The organism is Nocardia sp. BSTN01, assembly GCF_015354405.1.
Taxonomy (GTDB): Bacteria; Actinomycetota; Actinomycetes; order Mycobacteriales; family Mycobacteriaceae; genus Nocardia.
The window spans coordinates 10,206-33,771 of record NZ_JADKYP010000051.1 but is presented as its reverse complement, the minus strand read 5'-3'; the positions used below and the strand labels follow the sequence as shown (position 1 = coordinate 33,771).

The window sequence follows — 23,566 nt, the reverse complement described above, 5'->3', positions numbered from 1 at the left end:
TTCCGGCTACCATCGAGACGGAAGCGGATTCCGGTTCCGTTTTGTCCCGCGGGAAGGCTACCACGATGTCGCACAACAGATTTCTCCACTTGGGTCCGGGCGAGGTGCGCCCTGGGCGGGTTCCGATGCCACCCGCCTTCGCGGTCAAGGCCACCACAGCCGACACCGAGGGCCGATTCTCACTGCTCGAGGTGACCCTGGCCCGCGACATCCCGCGACACACGCACGAGGTAGCAGACGAAAGCATCTACGTGCTCAGCGGTGAGCTCGGAGTCGACTTCGACGACCGGTCGTTCGTCGCACCGGCGGGCACGTTCGTCCTACTGCCACACGGCATTCCGCACGCCCTACGCGCGGTCTCGGACCCGCCGCCCACAGTGCTCCAGATATCGTCGCCGGGCGGATGGGAATGCTATCTGGAAGATCTGTTCGAAGCGGGCCCCACCGTACTCACCGGCGGCGCACTCGACCCACGCAAGATCAACCCGATCGCCGCAGCGCACAGCATCCGCTACGACGAACACTGAACGCAGCCCAACGGAGCGAACCGCGCGGCCCCGGAACGAGATCGGCGGCAAGCCCGATCGCTCCCGTCCCCTGGGGCCCGACGCCGCGCTGTCAGTGAATGTGGTCCTGCCAGTCGGCGGGCACCTTCCCCGCGGGCCCCGGCACCGGCTGCGTCTCCGGGTGACTGGTCGGCGGCGCGAGTTCCGGCCCTTCGCCGACCGCGCCGTCGCGGTAGTCGTAGAACCAGTCCTCGCCCGGTTCGAAGCTCTGGATGATCGGATGTCCGGTGCTGCGGAAATGGGCGGTGGCGTGCTGGGCGGGGGAGGTGTCGCAGCAACCCACATGCCCGCAGCGCGCGCACCGACGCAGATGCACCCACCAGCCGCCGGCGGCGACGCACTCGGCGCAACCGGTTCCACTGGCGGGCACCTCGACGTCGATATCGCTGCCGGAATCGTTCACCGCTGATCTCCTCTCAGGGTCGCGACCACCGCTTCGGCCACGCCGCGCGCACTGGCGGGGTTCTGACCGGTGATCAGCCGCCCGTCGGTGACGACGTAAGGCGCGAACGGCTCGTCGGCCATGCTGTAGTCGGCGCCCAATTTCACGAGTTCGTCCTGAAGACTGAACGGTACCGCGTCGGCGCGCTGGGCGGCTTCCTCTTCCGGCCACGAGAATCCGGTCACCCGCCGCCCGCCGATCAGCGCCGCCCCGCTCTCCAGCGGAACGTTCAGCAACCCGACCGGACCGTGGCACACCGCCGACACGACGCGGCCGCTGTCGTGGAATGCCGCGGTGAGCGCGCCCAGATCGTCACCGCCGAAGTCGAACATCACCCCGTGCCCGCCGGTGAAGTAGATGGCGTCGTAATCCTCGACCTCGACCTCGCCGATACTGCGCGTGCGGTCGAGCAGATTCATGAATTCCCGGTCGCGGTAGCGGCGATCGGTGCCGAGATCGGCGAGGACGTCGTGGGCCAGGCTCTCCGGATCGATGGGCACGAATCCACCTGCGGGACTGGCGATGTCGACGGTATAGCCGTGTTCGGTGACGTAGTCGTAGAAGTGGGTCAGCTCGCCGAGCCACAGCCCGGTGCGATAGCCGACCTTCTCGTATTCCCCGGCATTGGTGACGATGACCAGAATCCGGTCGGTGGCCACGGCGATCTCCTTCCGGTCGATGCGATGGGCGACCGGCCGTCCGAGATCACTGTCGTCCGATCCGGGAAGACCGCCGGCCGCGTGACGTCGATCACAACCTAACACAGGCACCGATCGCCGGCGCCGTCGCTGGACCCGAGGGAGACTCACAGGAAAATAGCTCTGATTCAGAGGTATTGTGGGGAGGTGACCACCCCACCCGCCACCCACGCCGAACTGGTCCCTCGGCTCATGAGCGCCTTCGGCCGCTTCCGCCGCCAAGTCGGCCGCATCGCCGGCCGATCCTTCGACCGGCCCGGCGTCAGCGCCTCCCAAGCCGAATTCCTGCGCCTCGTCGGCCGCAACCCCCACATCTCCGTCAAATCCGCCGCCGCCGAGATGGGACTGGCCCCCAACAGCGTCTCCACCTTCGTCACCGCACTCGTCAAAGACGACCTCCTCGTCCGCGCACCCGACCCCGCCGACCGCCGCGTCATGCGCCTGAGCCTGCCCGCCCACGTCCAGCGCGACGTCGACGACATCCGCAGACGCCGCCATGACATCGTCGCCACCGCCCTCGACGCCCTCACCCCGGCCGAACGCGACGCCCTCCTCCGCGGCCTCGCCGTCGTCGACAAGATCACCGCACTCCTGCACGACCACGAACAAGGACGACGATGACCTCGCCACCCGCACACCGCCCCGCCATCGACTGCCGCGACCTCACCCACCGCTACGGCGACCACACCGTCGTCGATCACCTCGACCTGCGCATCGAACGCGGCGAGATCTTCGGCCTCCTCGGCCCCAACGGCGCCGGCAAAACCACCACCATCCGCCTGCTCACCACCCTCATGCCCATCCAGCACGGCACCGTCGACATCCTCGGCTTCCGCGCCGGCCGCCACGACACCGACATCCGCTACAACCTCGGCTACGTCCCCCAACAACTCTCCATCGAAGCCACCCTCACCGGACGCCAGAACGTCACCTGGTTCGCCCGCCTCTTCGACGTCCCCCGCCGCGAACGCCACCACCGCGTCACCGAAGCCCTCGACGCCATGAACCTGCTCGACGTCGCCGACCGCCCCGCCGCCGGCTACTCCGGCGGCATGATCCGCCGCCTCGAACTCGCCCAAGCCCTCGTCAACCGGCCCGCCCTGCTCATCCTCGACGAACCCACCGTCGGCCTCGACCCCATCGCCCGCGACAGCGTCTGGCAACGCGTCCACGACCTGCGCACCCGCTTCGGCACCACCGTCCTGCTCACCACCCACTACATGGCCGAAGCCGACAGCCTCTGCGACCGAATCGCGCTGCTGCACAAGGGAAAACTCCGCGCCGCCGGCGCACCCGCCGACCTGAGGGCCGCACTCGGCCCGAACGCCACCCTCGAAGACGTCTTCCGGCACCACGCCGACGCCGGACTCGACGACGACCCCACCACCGAAGGAGGACTGCGCGGTGTCCGAAGCACCCGTCGAACCGCTCAACGCGCCGGCTGAACTCCCGCCCCTGCGCCACGCCCCGCACGGCGCCGCCCGCATCGCCACCCTGGGCTCCCGCATCGTCACCTTCGCGATCGTCGAACTGCAGAAACTGCGCCACGACCGCACCGAATTGGTCACCCGCGCAGTGCAACCCGCGCTGTGGATGCTGATCTTCGGCACCACCTTCGCCCGCCTGCACACCATCCCCACCGGCGACATGCCCTACCTGGACTTCCTGGCACCCGGCATCATCGCCCAATCGGCACTGTTCATCGCGATCTTCTACGGCATCCAACTGATCTGGGACCGCGACGCCGGCATCCTCAACAAACTCATGGTCACCCCCACACCCCGCGCGGCGCTGATCACCGGCAAATGCTTCGCCGCCGGAGTGCGCGCCATCGCCCAGGTGCTGATCATCGTCGTCCTCGCCCTGATCATGGGCGTCCACATGACGATGAACCCGCTGAAACTGCTCGGCGCCCTCACCGTCGTCGTCCTCGGTGCCGCCTTCTTCGCCTGCCTGTCGATGACCATCGCCGGGCTGGTCACCCAACGCGACCGCCTCATGGGCATCGGCCAAGCCATCACCATGCCGCTGTTCTTCGCCTCCAACGCCCTCTACCCGCTGGCACTCATGCCCGGCTGGCTGCATGCCATCAGCCACGTCAACCCGCTCAGCTACGAGGTCGACGCCCTGCGCGGACTGCTCGTCGGCGGCACCGCCGACCTGTGGACCGACTTCGGTGTCCTCGTCCTGGCCGCCCTCCTCGGAATCACTTGCGCCTCAGCACTATTAGGACGCCTCACCCGCTGATGCCGAGATCGGTAGCCGCGACGGCTCAGGCCGGGCGGCCACCCGAGGACATGTGCCGGACCTCCACGATCGGCAGCCGCAACGCGGCAGGGGAGGAGGCCGGAACCACCGGCGCTACCGGCGCGATCGGATCGATGCGCCGGTAGGGCAGATCCATCGGCGGACGCGGGTCGCGCTCGCCCTGGTTCGGCCGCATCGACGCCGCGCGCTCGGCCTGCGCGGCGATCGTCAACGACGGATTCACCCCGAGATTCGCCGAGATCGCCGAACCGTCCACGATGCTCAACGTCGGATATCCGTGCACGCGGTGATACGGGTCGATCACACCGTGCTCACGGTCGCCGCCGATCACACACCCGCCGATGAAGTGCGCCGTCATCGGCACACCGAAGATATCAGGCCGCGAGGTTCTCGTGGCGGGTACCAAACCGTGCGGTGTGCACTGCACCTGAGTCACAATGCGCCCGGAGGCGCGCGATGATCGTCAGTGCATCCGTATCTCGACCCGTTGCGAGGAGCCACCCAGCCACCCTCATTACGTCACTGTGACGTTTTGCGGCCAGAGTCCGGGAAGCTGGGGAAGGGCCGGTAGGGAGCGCGGCTCGGACCGATGCGCGCCGCAGAAAATTTTCCGGCAAATCGTACTGGAGGCGAAAAAGTTCTTCACGCGGATTTCGGCGGAATTGGGCGAGACATCGTCGCATCGAGCGCCGTCGGACAGCAGACAGAAGAGTCGAGCGGCGAGCCGAGGGCGCCAACGCCCGAGCGTCGAAACGCGCTGACACACAGGCGTTAACGCAGCCTCCGGCGCCCGTTCCATTGCGCCGATAATCTACATTATGTCAGGTAATCGCAGTCCGGCCCCGAAGACCGATCCCCTCACCGATCCAGCCGCCGGTTGAGGATCTTCGCGATCTCGGCGACGACGGCGGGTTCGGTCATCGCCAGATGCTCGGCCGCGATATCGACATTCGAGATCTGGCCGCTGACGAACCGGGCCCATCCCTCGTGGCCTGCGGCGTCGGCGCGCCGGTCCGTCGTGGCGGTGAAATACAGCATGTCGGCATCGAGTACCGGCGGCTGCCAGGCACTCGCGGCGCGGATCGACAGGTTGTAGGCGTCGGTCATGCGTTCGATGGTGGCGGCGTCGATGGCGAAGCTGTCGCCCAGCTGTCGGCGGATCAGGTCGGCGGCCTCCTCGGCGGTGGCGTCGGCGCCGACGACGTCGATGCCCATGACCGGGCCGAGATTGCTGATCAGCTCCCCTGGTGTGGCCTCGGAGACCTCCGTGGCGTCGATCCCTTCGGCTTCGGCGTCCAGCAGCGCCAGCAACGCGACTTCCTCACCGGCCGAACGCATTTCGGCGGCGACGGCGTGCGCGATCTGCCCGCCGAGCGACCAGCCGAGCAGATGGTAGGGCCCGTGCGGCTGGATGGCGCGGATCTCCTGGAAGTAGCGGCGCGCGATCTCCTCGAACGTCTGCGGGCCGGGCACTTCCCCACCGATCTGCGGCGCCTGCAGGCCGTAGATCGCGCGGTCGCCGGCGAGGTGGTCGCCGAAGGTGTAATAGCACCACGACAGTCCCGAGGCGGGATGGATGCAGAACAGCGGTGGCCGGCTGCCTCCGGTCCGGATGGGCAGCACGACGTCCAATCCGAAGGCGGCAGGCTCGGATTCGTGATGCCCGTTGCTCATCCCGGTTTCGATGCGCTTGGCGAGGTCGGCCGGATTCGGATCCGACAGCATCCATCCGAGCGGGATCTCGAAGTCGAGTTCCTTGGTGAGTTCGCTGGCGACCTGTACCGAGCGCAGCGAGTTGCCACCGAGGGCGTAGAAGTCGTCGTCGGCTCCGACGTGGGTGACGCCGAGGACGTGTTCGAACGCGCGGGCGATCTCGCCTTCCAGCCAGGACGACGGTTCGCGGAACTCCCCTACCACGGCCACCGGTTCGGGCAGCCGGGCGCGGTCGAGTTTGCCGGATGCGGTGAGCGGTACGGTGTCGAGCACCATGAGCGTGGTGGGCACCATGTAGTTGGGCAGTTCGGCGGCGGCGTGCGCGAGCACCGCGTCGGTGTCGACGGTGGCGCCGGCGGCGGGTACGAGGTAGCCGACGAGCTGGGCGGCGATCTCACTGGAGTGGACGACGGCGATGGCGCGCGCGACGCCGGGATGTTCGGCGAGCACGGTTTCGATTTCGCCGAGTTCGATGCGCAGGCCGCGCAGTTTGACCTGGAAGTCGGTGCGGCCCAGATATTCCAGTTCGCCGTCGCGGCGGCGGCGCCGCACGAGGTCACCGGTGCGGTACATGCGTCCGCCGTCGTTGTAGGGGTCGGGCACGAACCGTTCGGCGGTGAGGCCGGGGCGGGCGTGGTAGCCGCGGGCGATCTGGGTGCCCGCGAGGTACAGGTCCCCCGCCACTCCGGGTGGTACGGGGTTGAGCCGGGCGTCGAGGACGTAGGCGCGGGCGTTCCAGACGGGCGTGCCCATGGGCACGCTGCCCTGGTCGGCGGCGGTGACGCGGTGGGAGGTGACGTGCACGGTGAATTCGGTGGGGCCATACAGGTTGTCGAGTTCGACGTCGGGCAGTACACGCCGGACGGCGGCCACGGTATCGGACCCGAATGCCTCTCCCCCGATGAGCAGTGCGCGCAGTGAGGTCAGGGTGCGGGCGGGTGCGGCCTCGGCGAACACGGCGAGCATGGACGGCACGAACGAGGTGATCGTGATCTGTTGTGCGGCAATGATTTCGGCGAGGTAGGCGGGGTCGGTGTGGCCGTCTGCGCGGGCGATGACGAGGCGGGCGCCGACGCCGAGGGTGGCGAACAGTTCCCAGACCGAGACGTCGAAGGTGGCCGGCGTCTTCTGCAGGACCACATCGTCGGCGGTGAGTTCGTATTCGTCGCTGAGCCAGCGGATCTGGTTGGCGGCCGCGCCGTGCGGGACGGCGACGCCTTTGGGCCGGCCGGTGGATCCGGAGGTGAACAGGACGTAGGCGGTGTTGTCCGGTCGCAGTGGCGCGTGGCGTTCCCGATCGGTGACGGGGGTGTCGTCGAAGGCTGACAGGTCGATGCCGTCGAGGGTGGACAGGACGACGACGGGGGCGGCGGTGGCGAGCATGTAGTCGATGCGGTCGGCGGGCAGGTCGGGGTCGACGGGCACGTATCCGCCGCCGGCGGCGAGGACGGCGTAGAGGGCGGTGACCTGGTCGAGTGAGCGGCGCATCCGCACGGCGACCAGCTTTTCCGGGCCGACGCCGCGGGTGATGAGCCAGCGGGCGAGCCGGTTGACGCGGGCGGAGAACTGCGCGTAGGTCAGGGACAGGTCGTCGTAGGTGACGGCGATGCGGTCGCGGTATGCCGGGACGGCGTCGGCGAACATGGAGGTCAGTGTCTCGTCGGTGGGCAGGGCGTGCTGGGTGCAGTTCCAGCGGACCACGACGTTGTGACGTTCGTCGGCGTCGAGCAGGTCGACGTCGTGGACGAGTCGGGTGGGGTCGGCGACGAGGGCGCGCAGCAGCCGGTCGAGGCGGGCGACGAGGGCGGTGACGGTGTCGGGGTCGAACAGGTCGCGGGCGTAGGTGATGCCGCCGGTGATGCCGGCGGGGCCGCCGTGGTCGTCGTAGCTGTCGGAGACGGTGATCTGCAGGTCGAACAGGGAGGTGTCGAGGTCGGCTTCGACGGCGGAGAGGGTGAGTTCGGGGAGTTCGAATTCGGTGCCGGTGAGGTTCTGGACGGCGAGCATCACCTGGAACAGGGGGTGGTGGGCGTGGGAGCGGGCGGGGTTGAGTTCCTGGACGAGGCGTTCGAAGGGGACGTCGGCGTGGCCGAAGGCGGCGAGGTCGGTGTCTCGGACCTGTTCGAGCAGGTCGGTGAACGTCATGTCGGTGCCGACGTGGGTGCGCAGGACCAGGGTGTTGACGAACATGCCGACGAGGTCGTCGAGTTCGGGTTCGCCGCGTCCGGCGTAGGGGGTGCCGATGGTGATGTCGTCGGTGCCGGCGAGGCGAGCCAGGACGGCGGCGAGGGCGGCGTGGAACACCATGAACAGGGTGGTGTTGTGGGCGCGGGCGATGTGCTGGAGCCCGGCGTGGAGTTCGGGGTCGACGGTGAGCGGCACGGCGGCGCCGGCGTAGGTTTGCACGGGCGGTCGCGGCCGGTCGGTGGGCAGGGCGAGCAGTGCGGGGACGTCGGCGAGTTGTGTTGTCCAGTAGTCGATCTGGGCGTGCAGGAGCGAGTCGGGATCGCTGTCGTCGCCGAGAACAGTGCGTTGCCAGAGGGCGTAGTCGGCGTATTGGACGGGCAGGGGCGGCCAGGCGGGGGCGTCGCCGTCGAGTCGTGCGGTGTAGGCGATGGTGAGGTCGCGGGCCAGGGGTGCCAGGGAGGATCCGTCGCCGGCGATGTGGTGGACGACGAGGGCGAGGATCCAGGTGTCGTCACCGATGTCGTAGAGCCGGATGCGCAGCGGCACGGTGGTGGTGACGTCGAAGACGGTGGCCAGCAGCGACGAGAGGGTGTGTGGGAGTTCGGTTTCGGGGATGGCGGTGACGGTCAGGGGTGGGACGGCGTCGGCGGGTGGGAGGATTTGCTGGGTGGGTTCGCCGTCGACGGCCGGGTAGATGGTGCGCAGTACTTCGTGGCGGGTGATGACGTCGCCGATGGCGGCGTGCAGGGCGTCGATGTCGAGGCGGCCGGTGAGCCGGATGACGATGGGGATGCTGTAGGCGGGGGTGTCGGGTTCGAAGCGGTTGAGGAACCACATGCGCTGTTGTGCGTAGGACAGCGGGAGGTGGTGTGGGCGTGGTTGTTCGGTGAGGGCGATGCGGCGGGTGTCGGCGTGGGATTCGGCGCGGGCGGCGAGTTTGGCGACGGTGGGTGCGTCGAAGATCATCGAGACCGGGACGCGGGTGTCGAGGGCGGCGCCGATGCGGGCGGCGGCGCGGGTGGCGACGAGGCTGTTGCCGCCGAGGTCGAAGAAGTTGTCGTCGGCGCCGATGGTGGTGTCGAGGCCGAGGAGGTCGCCGAAGATGCCGGCGACGATTTCCTCCACCGGTGAGGCGGGTGCGCGGAATGTTTCGGTGTGCAGGACGGGTTCGGGCAGTGCGCTGCGGTCGAGTTTTCCGTTGGGTGACAGTGGGATCGCGTCGAGGATCATGACGGCGGCGGGCACCATGTAGGGCGGGAGGGCGTCGGCGAGGGCGTGGGTCAGTTCGGTGGCGGTGGGTGTGGCGCCGGGTGCGGGGACGACGTAGGTGACCAGCATGGCGGGGGCGTTGCCCTGCCGGTGGGCGATGGTGGCGGCGAAGGCGATGTCGGGGCGGGCGTCGAGGACGGCGTCGATCTCGCCGAGTTCGATGCGGTAGCCGCGGACTTTGACCTGGAAGTCGTTGCGTCCGACGAATTCGATGTCGCCGTGCGTGCTCCAGCGCACGAGGTCGCCGGTGCGGTACATGCGGGTGCCGGGTTCACCGGCCGGGCAGGGCACGAATCGGGTGGCGGTGGTGGCGGTGCGGTTGAGGTAGCCGCGGGCCGGGGCGGGTCCGGCGAGGTAGAGTTCGCCGACCACGCCGGCGGGGACGGGATGCAGGCGGGTGTCGAGGATCAATGCCTGCATGCCGGGTAGTGGGGTGCCGATGGTGGGCCGGTCCCCCGCGTGCAGGGCCCGGGTGGCGGTGGCGAGGATGGTGGTTTCGGTGGGTCCGTAGAGGATGCGGAATTCGCGGGTGCCGCGGCGGTCGGTGCCTGCCCACCGGTTGATCAGTTCGGCGGGGACTTCTTCGCCGCCGGAGAGCACCAGTTGCAGGTCGTCGAGTCCGGTGGGGTCGACCGAGGCGAGGGCGGCGGGGGTGACGAAGGCGTGGGTGACGTGCCGGTTGCGCAGCAGGTCGGCGAGGTCGTCGCCACCGTAGGTGGCGGGGGGTGCGATGACGAGGGTGGCGGCGCCGGCGGTGGCGAACAGGATTTCCATCAGGGAGGCGTCGAAGGATGGTGAGGCGAAGTGCAGGAATCGGGCGCCGGGTTCGATGTGGTAGTCGGTGCGTTGGGTGGCGACGAGATCGGCGATGCCGGTGTGGGTGACGGCGACGCCTTTGGGGCGGCCGGTGGATCCGGAGGTGAAGACCACGTAGGCGGTGCTGGTGGGGCGTAGGGGCCGCAGCCGGTCGTGGTCGTCGATCGGGTTGTCGGGGTGGGTGTCGAGGTGTGCGAGGGTGTCGGGTGCGTCGAGGGTGATCCAGTGGGCGGTGTCGGGTAGGTGGGGGCGTGCGGTGGTGACGGTGATGCCCAGTGCGGCAGCCGAATCGGTGATCATGTGGTCGATGCGGTGGGCCGGGTAGGCGGGGTCGACAGGAACGTAGGTGGCGCCGGTTTTGACGATGGCCCACCAGATGAGCACGGATTCGGCGGAGCGCGGTGCGGCGGCCAGGACGGGGATTTCGAGTCCGGCGCCGTGGTCGATGAGTAACCGGGCCAGGCGGTTGGAGCGCCGGTCGAGTTCGGTGTAGGTGAGGCCGTCCTCGCCGGTGGTGAGGGCGAGGCCGTCGGGGTTGCGGCGCACGGCGTCGGCGAATACGGCGGGCAGCAGCGGTGATTCGGGTGTGGGTGCGGTGCGTGGGCCGATGCTGGAGAGCAGGGTGTGGCGTTCGTGGGGGTGCAGCCAGTCGATGTCGCCGACGGGGGTGTCGGGGGTGGTGGCGACGGTGTGGAGGATCCGCAGCAGCCGTTGCACGAACCCGGTGACGGTGTCGGGGTCGAACAGGTCGCGGGCGTACATCAGCATGCCGGAGAGGCCTTGGGCCGCACCGGTTTCGGTGGAGGTGTCGGAGATGACGAGTTGGAGGTCGAATTGGCTGGTGCCGGTGTCGACGTCGGCGCGGGAGACGTCGACGTCGGGCAGGGCGATGTCGATGGCGCCGGTGTTCTGGAAGGCGAGCACTACTTGGAACAGGGGGTGTGCGGCGGTGGTGCGGTGCGGGTTGAGTTCTTCCACGATGCGTTCGAAGGGGACCTCGGCGTGGTCGAGGGCGTGCAGGTCGGTGTCGCGGGTGCGGGCCAGCAGTTCGGTGAACGGTTCGGCGGGGTCGATGGGTGTGCGCAGGGCGAGGGTGTTGACGAACATGCCGACGAGGTCGTCGAGGCCGGGTTCGCCGCGTCCGGCGACGGGGGTGCCGATGACGATGTCGTCGGTGTCGGCGAGGCGTCCGAGCAGGACGGCGAGTGCGGCGTGGACGACCATGAACAGGGAGGTGCCGTGGTCGCGGGCCAGTGTCTGCAGTTGCTGGTGCAGGGGTGCGGGGATGTCGAGGGGGACGCGGCCGCCGGTGAGGGTGGCGACGGTGGGCCGGGGCCGGTCGGTGGGCAGGTCGAGCAGGTCGGGGACGCGGTCGAGGGTGGTGCGCCAGTAGTCGAGCTGGGTGGACATCAGTGAGGTGGGGTCGTCGGCGGCGCCGAGGACTCGGCGTTGCCACAGCGCGAAGTCGGCGTATTGCACGGGCAGTGGCTGCCACTGTGGGGGTTGTCCGGTGTGGCGGGCGGCGTAGGCGGTCATGACGTCGCGGGCCAGCGGGCCCATGGATTGTCCGTCGCCGGCGATGTGGTGCACGACGAGGATCAGCATGTATTGGCCGGTGGTGTCGGTGGTGGTGATGTCGTACAGGGCGACGCGCAACGGTACCTGGGTGGAGACGTCGAAGCCGCGGCGCACGAATTCGGTGAGCAGGTGTGGGAGGGTGTCGTGGGTGGGGTGGCCGGTTTCGAGGGTGATCGGTGCCCGGTCGAGGATGAGCTGGCGGGGTTCGCCGTCGGTTTCGGGGTAGATGGTGCGCAGCACTTCGTGGCGGGTGAGGACGTCGTCGAGGGCGGCGCTGAGTGCGTCGGTGTCGAGGCGTCCGGACAGGTGCAGCATGACGGGGATGTTGTAGGCGGCCGAGTCGGGTTCGAATCGGTTGAGGAACCACATGCGTTGCTGGGCCAGCGACAGTGGGAGGGGGTCGGGGCGGTCGGCGGCGGTGAGTGGGATGCGGGCGGTGCCGTGCAGGGTGCGGGCGGCGCGGGCGAGGGCGGCGACGGTGGGTTCTTCGAAGATGGTGCGGACGGGGATGCGCACGTCGAGGGCGGCGCCGATGCGGGCGGCGACGAGGGCGGCGCTGAGCGAGTCGCCGCCGAGGGCGAAGAAGTCGTCGTCGGCGCCGACGTGTTCGGTGTCGAGGACTTGTTCGTAGGCGTGGGCGACGATGTCTTCGGCCCAGGTGGTGGGTGCGCGGAAGGTGCGGGTGGTTTCGGGGGGCCGGGGTAGTCGGTCGCGGTCGAGTTTGCCGGTCGGGGTGAGTGGCACCTCGTCGAGGATCATGACGGCGGCGGGCACCATGTAGGGCGGAAGTGCTTGGGCGAGTGTGGTTTTCAGGTCGGTGTCGGAGAGTGTGGCGCCGGGGGCGGGTGTCACGTAGGAGACGAGGGTGGTGGGGCGGCCGTCGTCGGTGCGTGGGATGGTGACGGCGAAGGCGACGTCGGGGTGGGTGGCCAGGGCGGCGTCGATTTCGGCGAGTTCGATGCGGTTGCCGCGGACTTTGACCTGGAAGTCGTTGCGTCCCACGAATTCCAGGTCGCCGGTGCCGGTGCGGCGCACGATGTCGCCGGTGCGGTACATGCGGGTGCCGGGTGCGCCGAAGGGGCAGGCGACGAAGCGGGTCGCGGTCAGTGCGGTGCGGTCTTTGTAGCCGTCGGCGAGTCCGGGGCCGAGCAGGTACAGCTCCCCCGCGACGCCGTGCGGGACGGGCCGCAGCCAGGTGTCGAGGACGGTGGTGGTGACGGGGCCGGCGGGGGTGCCGATGGTGATCGGCGCGCCGGGGGTCAGTGGTGCGCTGGCGGTGGCCCAGATGGTGGATTCGGTAGGTCCGTAGAGGTTGACCATGGTGCGTCCGGGTGCCCACCGGTCGACGAGTTCGGGTCCGACGGGTTCGCCGGCGGTGGCCAGTACGCGCAGGGTGTCGAAGCGGTCGCCGGGGATGGTGGCCAGCGCCGACGGTGTGAGTACGGCGTGTGAGATGTGTTCGTATTGAATCAGTTTCGCCAGGTCGGGGCCGCCGTAGACGTCGGGTGGGGATACGACCAGGCGGCCGCCGGTGCCGTGGGCCATGAGCAGTTCGAAGATCGAGGCGTCGAAGGACGGTGAGGCGACCTGCAGGACGGCGGAGTCGGCGGTGACGCCGAGGAGGCGTTGCTGGGCGTCGACGAGGTCGGTGAGGCCGCGGTGGGTGACCAGGACGCCTTTGGGGGTTCCGGTGGATCCGGAGGTGTAGATGAGGTAGGCGGTGTGGTCGGGGGTGAGTGCTGCGCCGCGTTCGGTGTCGGTGATCGGTGCGGCGGATTCGGTGTCGAGGGCGTGGACGGTGTCGGGGTCGTCGAGGGTGAGCCAGTCGATGGGCTGGGTCGGGCGGGCGCTGTCGGGGTGGATGCCGCCGGTGTCTGTGATGCCGAGAGGGGCGCCGGAGTCGTCGAGCAGGAAGGCGATGCGGTCGGCGGGCAGGCGGGGGTCGATCGGCACGAACGCGGCGCCGGTCTTCGCGGCGGCCCACACGGTGACGACCGCGTCCAGGGAGCGGGGCAGCGCGATGGCGAGCACGGTGTGCGGGGTGAGGCCGCGGCGCAGCAGCAGCCGCGCGAGCCGGTTGGATCGCTGGTCGAGGTCGCGGTAGGTGGCGGTGTCGGTGCCGCAGGTGGCGGCGACCGCGTCGGGGTGGGCGGCGGCGGTGGCGGTGAGGATGTCGCCGAAGGTGCGCGGCCGCTGGTGGGCTCGGGCGGGGTGGGCGGGTGCGGTGTCGTCGGTCGCGGTGAGGCGGGCCAGGTGGGTGGCGGGGTGGTCGGCGATGCGGTGCAGGAGTGTGACGAATCGGTCGAGGATCCAGCGGGCGCGGTGGGTGTCGAATTCGTCGTCGAGGTAGCGCAGGGTGATGCGCAGCCCGGCCGCGGCGGCCGGTTCGGTGTGGGGGTCGGTGGGTTCGGGGGCGACGACGAGGCTGAGCGGATACGGGGTGGCGTCGACGCCGGCGATGTCGTCGATGCGCAGGCCGGCGGCGTCGACGAGGTGCTGCAGCGCGGGCCGGTCGACGGGGAAGGATTGGAATGCGACGGCGGTGTCGAACAGGGCGGTCATTCCGGCGGCGCGGTGGATGTCGGGCAGTCCGATGTGGTGGTGGTCGAGCATGCGGGTCTGGTGTTGCTGGATGCGGGTCAGCAGTTGTTCGACGGTCAGGGTGGGGTCCAGGGGGACGCGCACGGGGATGGTGTTGAGGAACATGCCGAGTGTGCGGTCGACCTGCGGGAGTTCGGGGGGCCGGCCGGAGACGGCGGATCCGAAGACGACGTCGGTGTCGCCGGTGAGTTCGCGCAGGGTCAGCGCCCAGGCCGCGGCGACGGCGGTGTTGACGGTGACGGCCGCGTCGGCGGCGACGCGGCGCAGGTCGGCGACGCGTTGCGCGGGCAGCAGGGTGTCGATTTCGCCGGCGGAGGTGTCGCGGTGGGCGGCGTCGGCGCGGGCGACGCGGGTGGGTGATTCGACGTCGGCGTATTCGTGGGCCCAGGCGGCGGTGGAGGCGGCGAGGTCTTGGCGGTGCAGCCAGCCCAGGTAGTCGCGGTAGCTGGGGGCGGGTTCGGCGGTGTCGATGTGGGCGGGGGTGGCGTAGGAGGCGAGTAGTTCGCTCATCAGCAGCGGCATGGACCAGCCGTCGAGGATGACGTGGTGGTTGGTGACCAGCAGCCGGAAGGTGTCGGGGCGCACGGTGATCAGGGTGAACCGGATCAGCGGCGGCGCGGACAGGTCGAACCCTTCGGCGGCGTCGTCGGCGGCCACCCGGTCCAGGTCGGTGTAACCGGTGTGGTCGGTGTCGGTGAGGTCGATGTGCCGGAAGCGGACGGGCGCGTGGGCGAGCACGATCTGGCAAGGTCCGGCGCCGGTGTCGGTGAAGGCGGCGCGCAGGATGTCGTGGCGGTCGACGAGGGCCTGGGCGGCGTGGCGCAGCCGTTCGGCGTCGACGGTGCCGGTGAAGTCGATCGCGGTGTGGACGGTGTAGTTGTCGCCGGCGCCGGGGTTGTAGGTGGAGTGGAAGCGGATTCCGGCTTGCATCGGCGACAGCGGCCACACGTCGGCCAGCTCCGGGTAGCGGTGGGCGAGCCGCTCGACGTCGGCGGCGGTCAGGTCGACGAGCGGGAAGTCCGCTGGGCGCGGGGGCCGGTGTTCGGCGCGGTGGGCGGGCCCGTGCGCGAGCGACGGGTCGGTGGTGGCGGTGTCGCGGACCAGTTCGGCGAGCGCGGCGACGGTTTTGGCTTCGAAGACGTCGCGGGGGGTGAGGGTGAGCCCGGCCGAGCGGGCCAACGCCACCAGGCGCATGGACACGATGCTGTCGCCGCCGAGGGTGAAGAAGTTGCTGTCGGCGTACACGGTGTCGCGGTGCAGGACTTCGGCGAACAGTTTCGCCACGAGTTGTTCCTCGGCGGTGGCCGGTGCCCGGCCGGCGGCCTCGTCGGTCCGGAAGTCGAGGGCGCGCAACGCTTTGCGGTCGATCTTGCCGACCGCCGTGCGCGGCATCTGCTCCAGTTCCACGATGGCGGCCGGGTTCATGTAGTGGGCCAGTTCGCGTTCGAGGTCGGCGTGTAGCGCGGCGGGGTCGAGGGTGGCGCCGAGTGCGGCGACGACATAGGACACCAGCACGGGTTCGCCGGCGGGTCCGGGGCGGTCGACGGTGGCGGCGGCGGCCACGGTGTCGTGGCGGGTCAGCCGGGCGTCGATCTCCCCCGGTTCGATGCGCAGGCCGTGGATCTTGACCTGCTGGTCGCTGCGGCCGAGGTATTGCAGGTGCGGTCCGTGCGGGGTGTGCAGCCAGCGCACGCTGTCGCCGGTGCGGTAGAGGCGTTGTCCGCGAGGCGATTCCGGGTCGGCGACGAAGCGGGCGGCGGTGGTGGCGGGGCGGTCGAGGTAGCCGCGGGCCAGGGCGGGGCCGCGCACGTACAGTTCGCCGGCCATGCCGGCGGGGACCGGTCGCAGCCACATGTCGCGCACGGTGACCGACAGTCCGTGGATCGGGGTGCCGATGGTGACGGGTTCGCCGGGGGCCAGTGCGTCGGATCCGGTGGCCCACACGGTGGTTTCGGTGGGGCCGTAGTGGTTCATCAGCCGCCGCCCGGGCGCCCAGCGGGCGACGAGGTCGCTGCCGGTGGCCTCCCCGACGACCGCGATCGTGGTCAGGGCCGGCACGTGCGCGGGATCCATCGTGTCGAGCACCGACGGGGTGATGATGGCATGGGTCACCCCATATGTGTGCAGCAGGTCTTCGAGTGCGGCGCCGCCGTAGACGTCGGGCGGTGCGATCACGAGGCAGGCGCCGTGTCCGTGGGCGAGCAGCAGTTCCGACAGGCAGGCGTCGAATCCCGGTGAGGCGACCTGCAACACGGTCGAGGTGGTGTCGACACCGAAGGCGTCGGCGTGTGCGGCGGCCAGTCCGGCGAGGCCGCGGTGGGTCAGGTGCACGGCTTTGGGGGTGCCGGTCGATCCGGAGGTGTAGATCAGGTAGGCGGCGTGGTCGAGGCGCACCTCGTGCACGGTGGTGGTGTCGGGTTCGGCGGTCGGGTCGGTGTCGGCGTGGGCCCAGTCGACGGTGCCGGGGAGCCGGTGTGCGAGGGCGCGGGTGGTGACTCCGAGGGCGGTGCGCGAGTCGGCGAGCAGTTCGGCGAGGCGTTCGCCGGGGTTGCCCGGATCCAGCGGCAGGAACGCCGCCCCGGTTTCGGCGACCGCCCAGATCGCGACCGCCAGCTCGATCGATCGCGGAACGACCACGGCGACAACGGTTTCCGGTCGTGCGCCGCGGGCGAGCAGCCGCTGCGCGAGCCGATGGGACCGCGCGGCGAGTTCGCGATAGGTGAGGGTGGTGGTCCCGGCCCGCACGGCCACCGCGTCCGGGTGCGCGCGGGCGGTGTCGGCGAGGATGTCGCGCAGGGTGCGCCCGGCCGGTGCGCTGCGCACCGGAATCGGTTCGGCCGCTTCGGTATTCGAGCCGGGGGTGATCGTGGCGACGGTCGCGGTGGGGTCGGCGGTGATCTGGTCGAGAATCTGTTCGTAGCGGTCGAGCAGGGTGCGGGCGGTGTCGGTGTCGAGCCGGTCGCAGGAGAAGCGCAGCATCACGGTGTGGGTGGCCGAGTCGGGGTCGCTGTCGCGGCCTGGTCGCGGCGGGGTCACCTGCAGGCTCAGCGGGTACGGGGTGGCGTCGTGGGCGTCGACGTCGACGAACCGCAGCCCGGCGTCGCGCAGACTGTGGCCCAGCTGTTCGCGATCGAGCGGATAGGACTCGAGGACGGTCACCGTGTCGAACATGTCGGCGAAACCGGTGGCGCGTTGCAGTTCGGCCAGCCCGAGATGCCGGTGATCGAGGATGGCGGCCTGTTCGGACTGCACCCGGGTCAGCAGGTCGGCGACCGTTTCGGCGGGTTCGAGCCGGATCCGCACGGGCAGGGTGTTGATGAACAGCCCCACCATGCGCTCGACTCCCGGCAGCTGGGGCGGCCGGTCGGAGACGGTGTTGCCGAATACGATGTCGGCGCGGCCGGTCAGGGTGGTGAGCAGCAGCGCCCACGCCACCTGCACGGTGGTGTTGGCGGTGACACCGTAGGCGCGCGACAGGTCGGTGATCGCGGCGGTGGTCTCGGCGGACAGGTTGCGGCTGACCTCGGCGTTGTCGGCGGGCACGGTCCGGTCCGGGCGCCCGGTGACCAGGGTCGGGCTCTCGATGCCGGCGAGCATGTTCTGCCAGGCGGTGATCGCGGCGGCGCGGTCCTGGCTGTGCAGCCAGTGCAGGTAGTCGCGGTAGGTGCCGGCCGGTGGCAGGGCGGCCGCATCGCCGTCTCCGGCGTAGAGGGTGAGCAGTTCGTGGATCAGCAGCGGCATCGACCAGCCGTCGAGCACGATGTGATGGTTGGTGAGCAGCAGTTCGAATCGGCTCGTGCCGGTGCGGATCAGGTGGAACCGCAGCAGCGGCGGGCGGGCGGGGTCGAACGGTGCGGACGCGGCGTCGGTGATGCGGCGGCGTTCGCGGGCGCGTTCCCCGGCATCGGCGATGTCGGTGAGGTCGCTGTCGTGCCAGTCGGCGCGCACGCCGCTCATCACGATCTGGCGGGGCCCGGCGGCGGATTCGACGAAGGCGGTGCGCAGGCTGTCGTGGCGGTCGATCACGGTCTGTGCCGCGGCCCGCATCCGGGCGGTGTCGACCTGACCGTCGAGGGTGAGTGTGGCCTGCACGGTGTAGCCGTCGGCGCGGTCGGTGTCGTAGACGGCGTGGAACAGCAGACCGGACTGCAGTGCGGTGAGTGGCCAGACGTCGGTCATGGTCGGATATTCCAGCTGCCAGCGGTCGATCTCGTCCTGGGTGAGGTCGACGAGCGGGAAATCCGAGGGGGTGAATCCGCCGGCGGTGTCGGTGCGGGCGTGGGTGGCGAGCCCGCGCAGCGCCCGCACCCACAGTCCGGCCAGTTCCTCCACGTCGGCGGTGTTCAGCACGTCGGTGGCGAATTCCCAGGTGGCGTCGAGTTCGAGACCGTCGGGGCCGGGTTCGGCGATCGCGTTGACATCCAGGACGGCAGGCAGTGCCATCGCCGGGTCGCCGGTCGCGGTGAGGGAGGTGAATTCGGTGGTCGGTGTCCACGGCCCGGACTGTTCGTGCACGCCGACGCGGCCGAGGTAGTTGAACGCGATCTGCGGTTCGGGCGTGGCCGCCAGTTCGGTGCCGGCGTCGGGGTCGAGGCAGCGCAGCATGCCGTAGCCGATGCCGTTGTCGGGGATCGCGCGCAACTGTTCCTTGGCTCGCACGATCGCCGTTCCCGCGGCGGCGCCGCCGGCGAACGCGTCGTCGGTGTCGACGCCGCGCAGGTCCAGGCGCACCGGGAAGCGGGAGGTGAACCAGCCGACGGTGGAGCTGAGGTCGGCGCCGGGCACGGCGTGTTCCTCGCGGCCGTGTCCTTCCAGCGAGATCAGTTCGGTGCCGGTGTCGACGCCGCGGCGGTGACGCCACTGTCGCAGCGCCAGCGCCAGCGCCGCCAGCAGCGGATCGTTGGGGGTGCCGTGGAAGCGGGCCGGGACGGTGGTGAGCACCGCTTCGGACACGTCGGCGGGTACGTGTACCTCGACGCGGCCCGCGGTGGCCGCGGTGTCGCGTGCCGGATCCAGATGTCTCGACCCGAGCAGCGTCTCCCCCGGCGCGAGGATGCTCTTCCACAGTTCGAGTTCGCCGGCGCGGCGGCTCGCGGCCTGTTCGGTGAGTCCGTGGCTCCAGCGCCGCACCGAGGTGGTGGCGGCACCGAAGACGGGTTCGGTGCCGGAGCTGATCTGCTGCCACGCCCCGGCGAGATCGGCGAGCACGATCCGCCACGACACCGCGTCGACCGCGAGGTGGTGGATCACCACCCACATCAGGTCGGGGCCGGTGGTGTCGTCGCTCATCCGCACCAGGTGCACCAGCACACCGGCGGTGGGATCGAGGCGGTCGGCGGCCGCCTGCAACCGGGCGTCGACCTCGGTGGCGTCGCGGTGCGGCAACCGCACCGATTCGAACAGTGCGGCGGCGTCGATCGTGCCGGGCGCGGCCACCTCGACCGACGGGTGGCCCGAGCCGGTATCGCGCAGGACCGCGCGCAGCATGTCGTGGCGCTGCAGTACCGCCGCCAGTGCTGTCACCAGGTCGGTGTCGTCGACGTGGCCGGGCAGTTCGATGAGGGTGGCCTGCGCGAATCGGTGGTATCGGCCGCGGTCGAGCATCGCGTACATGATCGGGGTCAGCGGCATGGGTCCGACCGCGCCGCCGGGCAGTTCGGCCAGTTGCGGGCCGCCGCCGGCGTCGGTGGCGACCGCGGCCAGACCGGCCACCGTCTTGTGTTCGAACACGTCCTGGGTGGAGAAGCTCAATCCCTCGGCCTTGGCTCGCGCCACCAGCTGGATGGACAGGATGCTGTCGCCGCCGAGGGCGAAGAAGCTGTCGTCGGCGCCGACGGTCGCCAGGTCCAGGATGTCGGCGAACAGATCCGCCACGCGCTGTTCGCGCGGTGTGGACGGTGCCCGGCCGGCCGGTGCGGCGCCGAAGGCGGGGGCGGGCAGTGCGGCGCGGTCGAGTTTGCCGAACGCGTTCACCGGCAGCGTGTCCAACGCCATGATCACCGCGGGCACCAGATGCGGCGGCAGCGTGTCGCGGGCGAATCGTTGCAGTTCCAGCGGGTCGATGTGGCGGCCGCGCACCGGCACCACATAGGAGGCCAGCACGGTGGCGTCGGCGTTGTTGCGCACCGGCACGGTGACGGAGATGTCGACGTCGGCGTGGGCGGCGAGCGCGGCGTCGATTTCGCCGGGTTCGATGCGGTAGCCGCGGATCTTGACCTGAAAGTCGGTGCGGCCCAGCAACTCCAGTTCGGGGACGGGTCCGTCGCCGATCCAGCGCGCCATATCGCCGGTGCGGTACATGCGGGCTCCGGGCCCGCCGTGCGGGTCGGCGACGAAACGGGCCGCGGTTTCGGCGAACCGGTGACTGTAGCCGCGTGCCACGCCGGGCCCGGCCAGATACAGTTCGCCCGCGGTCCCGGCCGGCACCGCTTGCAGGCAGCGGTCGAGCACCATCGCCGACACTCCGCGGATGGGGCCGCCGACGGTCAGATCACCGCCGGGTGTGATGGCGGCGCTGGCGGCGGTGACGGTGGTTTCGGTGGGCCCGTACTCGTTGAACATCACCGCGGTGTGGGTCCAGCGTTCGATCACGTGCGGCGGGCACACGTCACCGCCGACCACGACCACCCGCAGCTCGCTCAACTGCCGCGGATCCACGGTCGCCAGCATCGCCGGGGTGAGGGTGAGGTGGGTGACGTGCTGGGCGGCGAGCAGTTCGGTCAACTCGTCGCCGCCGATCACCTCCGGCGGGACGACCAGCAGGGTCGCGCCGTTGGCGAAGCACACCAGGAACTGTTCCAGGGAGGCGTCGAAACTCGGCGACAGCGCATACGACACCCGCGCGGTGGCGTCCACAGCGCAGACGTCGCTGCGGTCGGCGATCAGGTTCGCCAAACCCGCATGGGTGACCTGCACCCCTTTGGGGATGCCGGTGGATCCGGAGGTGTAGGTGATGTAGGCGAGGTCGTCGGGGCGCAGCGGGCGCAGGCGTTCGCTGTCGCCGATCGGGGCGCCGGTGGTGTTGTGGCAGGCGGCGGCGGTGCCGCGATCGTCGAGCACGACCGCGGTCACGGTGTGCGGCAGCCGGCCGCGGTAGGCGTCGACGGTGATGCCGGCACCGGCGCCGCTGTCGGCGATCATGTGCTCGATGCGTTTGGCCGGATATTCGGGGTCCACCTGCACGATCGCGGCACCGGATTTGGCGACGGCCCAGGCGGCGACGATCGAGTCGACCGAGCGGCGCAGCATGATCGCGACGGTGGTGCCGGGCCCGCAGCCGTGCGCGATCAGTTGCCGGGCCAGCTGGGAGGATCGGGTGTCGAGCTCACCGTAGGTCAGTGTGGTCTCGGGCGTGGCGATCGCGTCGGAGGCGGGGTGGCGGTAGGCGCTGTCGGCGAGGATGTCGGGCAGCAGCCGCGGCGCGACCGCGTCGTCGCCGCGCACGGGCAGCAGCCGCTGCTGTTCGGCCGGTGCGAGCAGCGGCAGCCGGTCGATGCGGTGATCGGTTCCGCGGGCGAGGAATTCGTGCAGGAACATCAGGAAACGGCCGTGGTGGCGGGCGAGTTCGTCGGGGCGGTAGATGTTCGGGTTGCCCTGGAAATCGATGTGGGTGCTCTCGCGGCCGGCGCCGGGATAGATGTTGACGAACAGATCGGCGGTGGGCCCGGAGGTGAGCACGTGCAAGTGGCCGGTGGTGTCGCCGAGGACGACGTCGTTGTCGATCATCATCAGGTTCACGGCGGGTCCGAACGAGGCGGTCTCGTCGCGGGCGATGCCCATATCGCGGAAGATGTCTTCCTGCCGGTAGCGCTGGCGGCGCAGCGCGCTGGTCAGCTCGCCCTGCACCGCGTCGATCAGTTCGCCGACACTGCGGGAACCGACCCGCACGCGCAGCGGCACCACGTTGGCGACCATGCCGCCGGATCGGCGCAGCATCGCCGAATGCCGGCCCGACACCGGCAGGCTCAGCAGCACCTCCGTGCTGCCGGTCATGCGGGCCAGATAGGCGGCGAAGGCGGCGACCACGATCGGTGTCACGCTGGTGCTGCGTTCGGCGACCACGGCATCCAGCAGTGCGGCGGTCTCGGGGGCGAGCGCTTCGCTGACCAGCGCCGGGTGGATGGTCGGTTTGCCGACGCGTCCGGCCAGGCTCACCACCGGCGGGGCGCCGGCGAGATGTTCGGTCCAGTAGTTGCGGTCGTTGTCGAAGCGCGTCGACCCGCGGTAGGCCAGGTCCTGTTCGGTGATGTCGGCCAGATCCTTCGCCGCGGCCGCGCTGGGCTCCTCACCGCGCAGCCACGCGTTGTACAGCTCGGTGATGCGCTGCAGCATGGTCACCGCGGCGAAGCCGTCGAGGGCGATGTGGTGGGCGCGCTGATACCACAGGTAGTGGTCGTCTGCGACCTGGTAGACGACGCAGACCATGAGGTGGTCGTGCAGCAGATCCAGCGGTGCCGCGTAGTCCTCGGTCATCAGCCGGTGGGCGGTGGCCACCGGGTCGGCGTGGCGGCGCAGATCCACCACCGAGACCGGGGCGCCGCGGAAGTGGTCGACGTACTGGCAGGGTTCGCCGTCGACCTCGATCACGTGCAGATGCCCGGATCCGAATTCGATGCTCGCGGTGCGGCAGGCTTCGACGAGCAGGTCGGTATCCAATTCGCCGACGATTTCGACGTATTGCGCCACCGAAATCGGGGACTCCCCCGCGAGGTGCTGGGCGAACCATATTCCGCGCTGCGCCGCGGTCAGCTTGAATACGCCGTCCGGGGCCGGGCGCGGGAATACGTGTCCCGAGCCGTGTGCGTGTGTTCCGGTACCGGATGCCTGGTGACCGCCGAGTGGCGTGGTGCCGATCCGCGGTGACTTCGGTGCCTGTCGATCGCCGCCGAAGTTGCTTTTGAATTGGGTCACCGGTCCTCCATCGGATCTCTTTACTTCGACGCAGTAATAAGACGCCGGACCGTTCTCCGAAACGACGTTCGCCGTAATGCGTGAAGCAGGTCGAAATATGCGGCCCCGAATTTCTTCAAGCGCGACGAACGACGCCCGCGTTGCTGTGGGCGGATATTCGTCCGGGCGCGGAAGCGGTGGTCACGGCGCCCCGACGCGCCGCGTCGACCGCCCGCGTGGACCGTCGGGCCAGGTCAGTGCCTGCGTTTGCGGCGGAGCCGGTGATCGCGCGATCGCCGGTCCGCGGATTCGACGCCTCCCCGGGGTTCGGAGCCGTCACCGCCGCCGTGCCGGCCGCATATCTCGTGCGGGGCGGCGTGGCCCGTGTCCGGGCCCGGCGGGGCGAGCAAGTTACCCACATCGTTGGAATTCATCGCGTTCACCGGATCACCTTCTGGCACGTGAAGCCTCACGGCAGTGTGTCGTAGGTAGATTCGGTGGCCGGACACGCCCGGATAAAAAGTAATTTTTCGATAACT

The 23,566-nt window shown here is 69.9% G+C and carries 7 protein-coding genes and 1 pseudogene; 4 read left to right on the top strand and 4 right to left on the bottom strand.

Annotated elements, in window-relative coordinates:
* Positions 1–65 precede the first annotated feature (65 nt).
* Positions 66–527 carry a cupin domain-containing protein gene (locus tag IRT45_RS28785; protein ID WP_194808979.1) on the top strand — a complete coding sequence of 154 codons (462 nt, stop codon included), beginning with the start codon at positions 66–68 and terminating at the stop codon, positions 525–527.
* Between the two features lie 91 nt (positions 528–618).
* On the opposite strand, the gene IRT45_RS28780 is transcribed toward IRT45_RS28785, so the two are convergent.
* Both IRT45_RS28780 and IRT45_RS28775 read right to left on the bottom strand, forming a co-directional pair.
* Positions 619–969, bottom strand: coding sequence for a UBP-type zinc finger domain-containing protein (locus IRT45_RS28780; protein WP_194808978.1), 351 nt, complete (start codon positions 967–969; stop codon positions 619–621).
* Positions 966–1,667, bottom strand: coding sequence for a type 1 glutamine amidotransferase domain-containing protein (locus tag IRT45_RS28775; RefSeq protein WP_309241196.1), 702 nt, complete (start codon positions 1,665–1,667; stop codon positions 966–968). The genes IRT45_RS28780 and IRT45_RS28775 overlap by 4 nt, the downstream gene beginning before the upstream one ends.
* A 186-nt stretch (positions 1,668–1,853) precedes the next feature.
* On the opposite strand from IRT45_RS28775, the gene IRT45_RS28770 reads away from it, so the two are divergent.
* From IRT45_RS28770 to IRT45_RS28760, 3 genes are read left to right on the top strand one after another with little or no spacing between them, the layout of a single operon-like run.
* Positions 1,854–2,327 carry a MarR family transcriptional regulator gene (locus tag IRT45_RS28770; RefSeq protein ID WP_309241195.1) on the top strand — a complete coding sequence of 158 codons (474 nt, stop codon included), beginning with the start codon at positions 1,854–1,856 and terminating at the stop codon, positions 2,325–2,327.
* Complete coding sequence (locus tag IRT45_RS28765; protein ID WP_194808977.1) at positions 2,324–3,151, top strand: ABC transporter ATP-binding protein; 828 nt, start codon at positions 2,324–2,326, stop codon at positions 3,149–3,151. Before IRT45_RS28770 ends, IRT45_RS28765 begins: the two co-directional genes overlap by 4 nt.
* Before the next feature lie 10 nt (positions 3,152–3,161).
* Entirely contained in the window at positions 3,162–3,953 is a 792-nt protein-coding gene (locus IRT45_RS28760) for an ABC transporter permease (RefSeq protein WP_228535387.1), read from the top strand.
* A 25-nt stretch (positions 3,954–3,978) separates the two neighbouring features.
* Here the strand turns inward: IRT45_RS28760 and IRT45_RS28755 are convergent.
* Positions 3,979–4,338, bottom strand: a pseudogene (locus tag IRT45_RS28755) (GMC oxidoreductase); the annotation flags it as partial.
* Between the two features lie 494 nt (positions 4,339–4,832).
* A complete protein-coding gene (locus IRT45_RS28750) occupies positions 4,833–23,048 on the bottom strand; it encodes a non-ribosomal peptide synthetase (protein WP_309241194.1) in 18,216 nt (6,071 codons plus the stop codon).
* Positions 23,049–23,566: the final 518 nt, after the last annotated feature.

What these genes read in the sequence shown, in the direction of transcription:
- IRT45_RS28785 (WP_194808979.1), top strand. Translation starts at nt 66, where the DNA reads ATGTCGCACAACAGATTTCTCCACTTGGGTCCGGGCGAGGTGCGCCCT.
- IRT45_RS28765 (WP_194808977.1), top strand. Translation starts at nt 2,324, where the DNA reads ATGACCTCGCCACCCGCACACCGCCCCGCCATCGACTGCCGCGACCTC.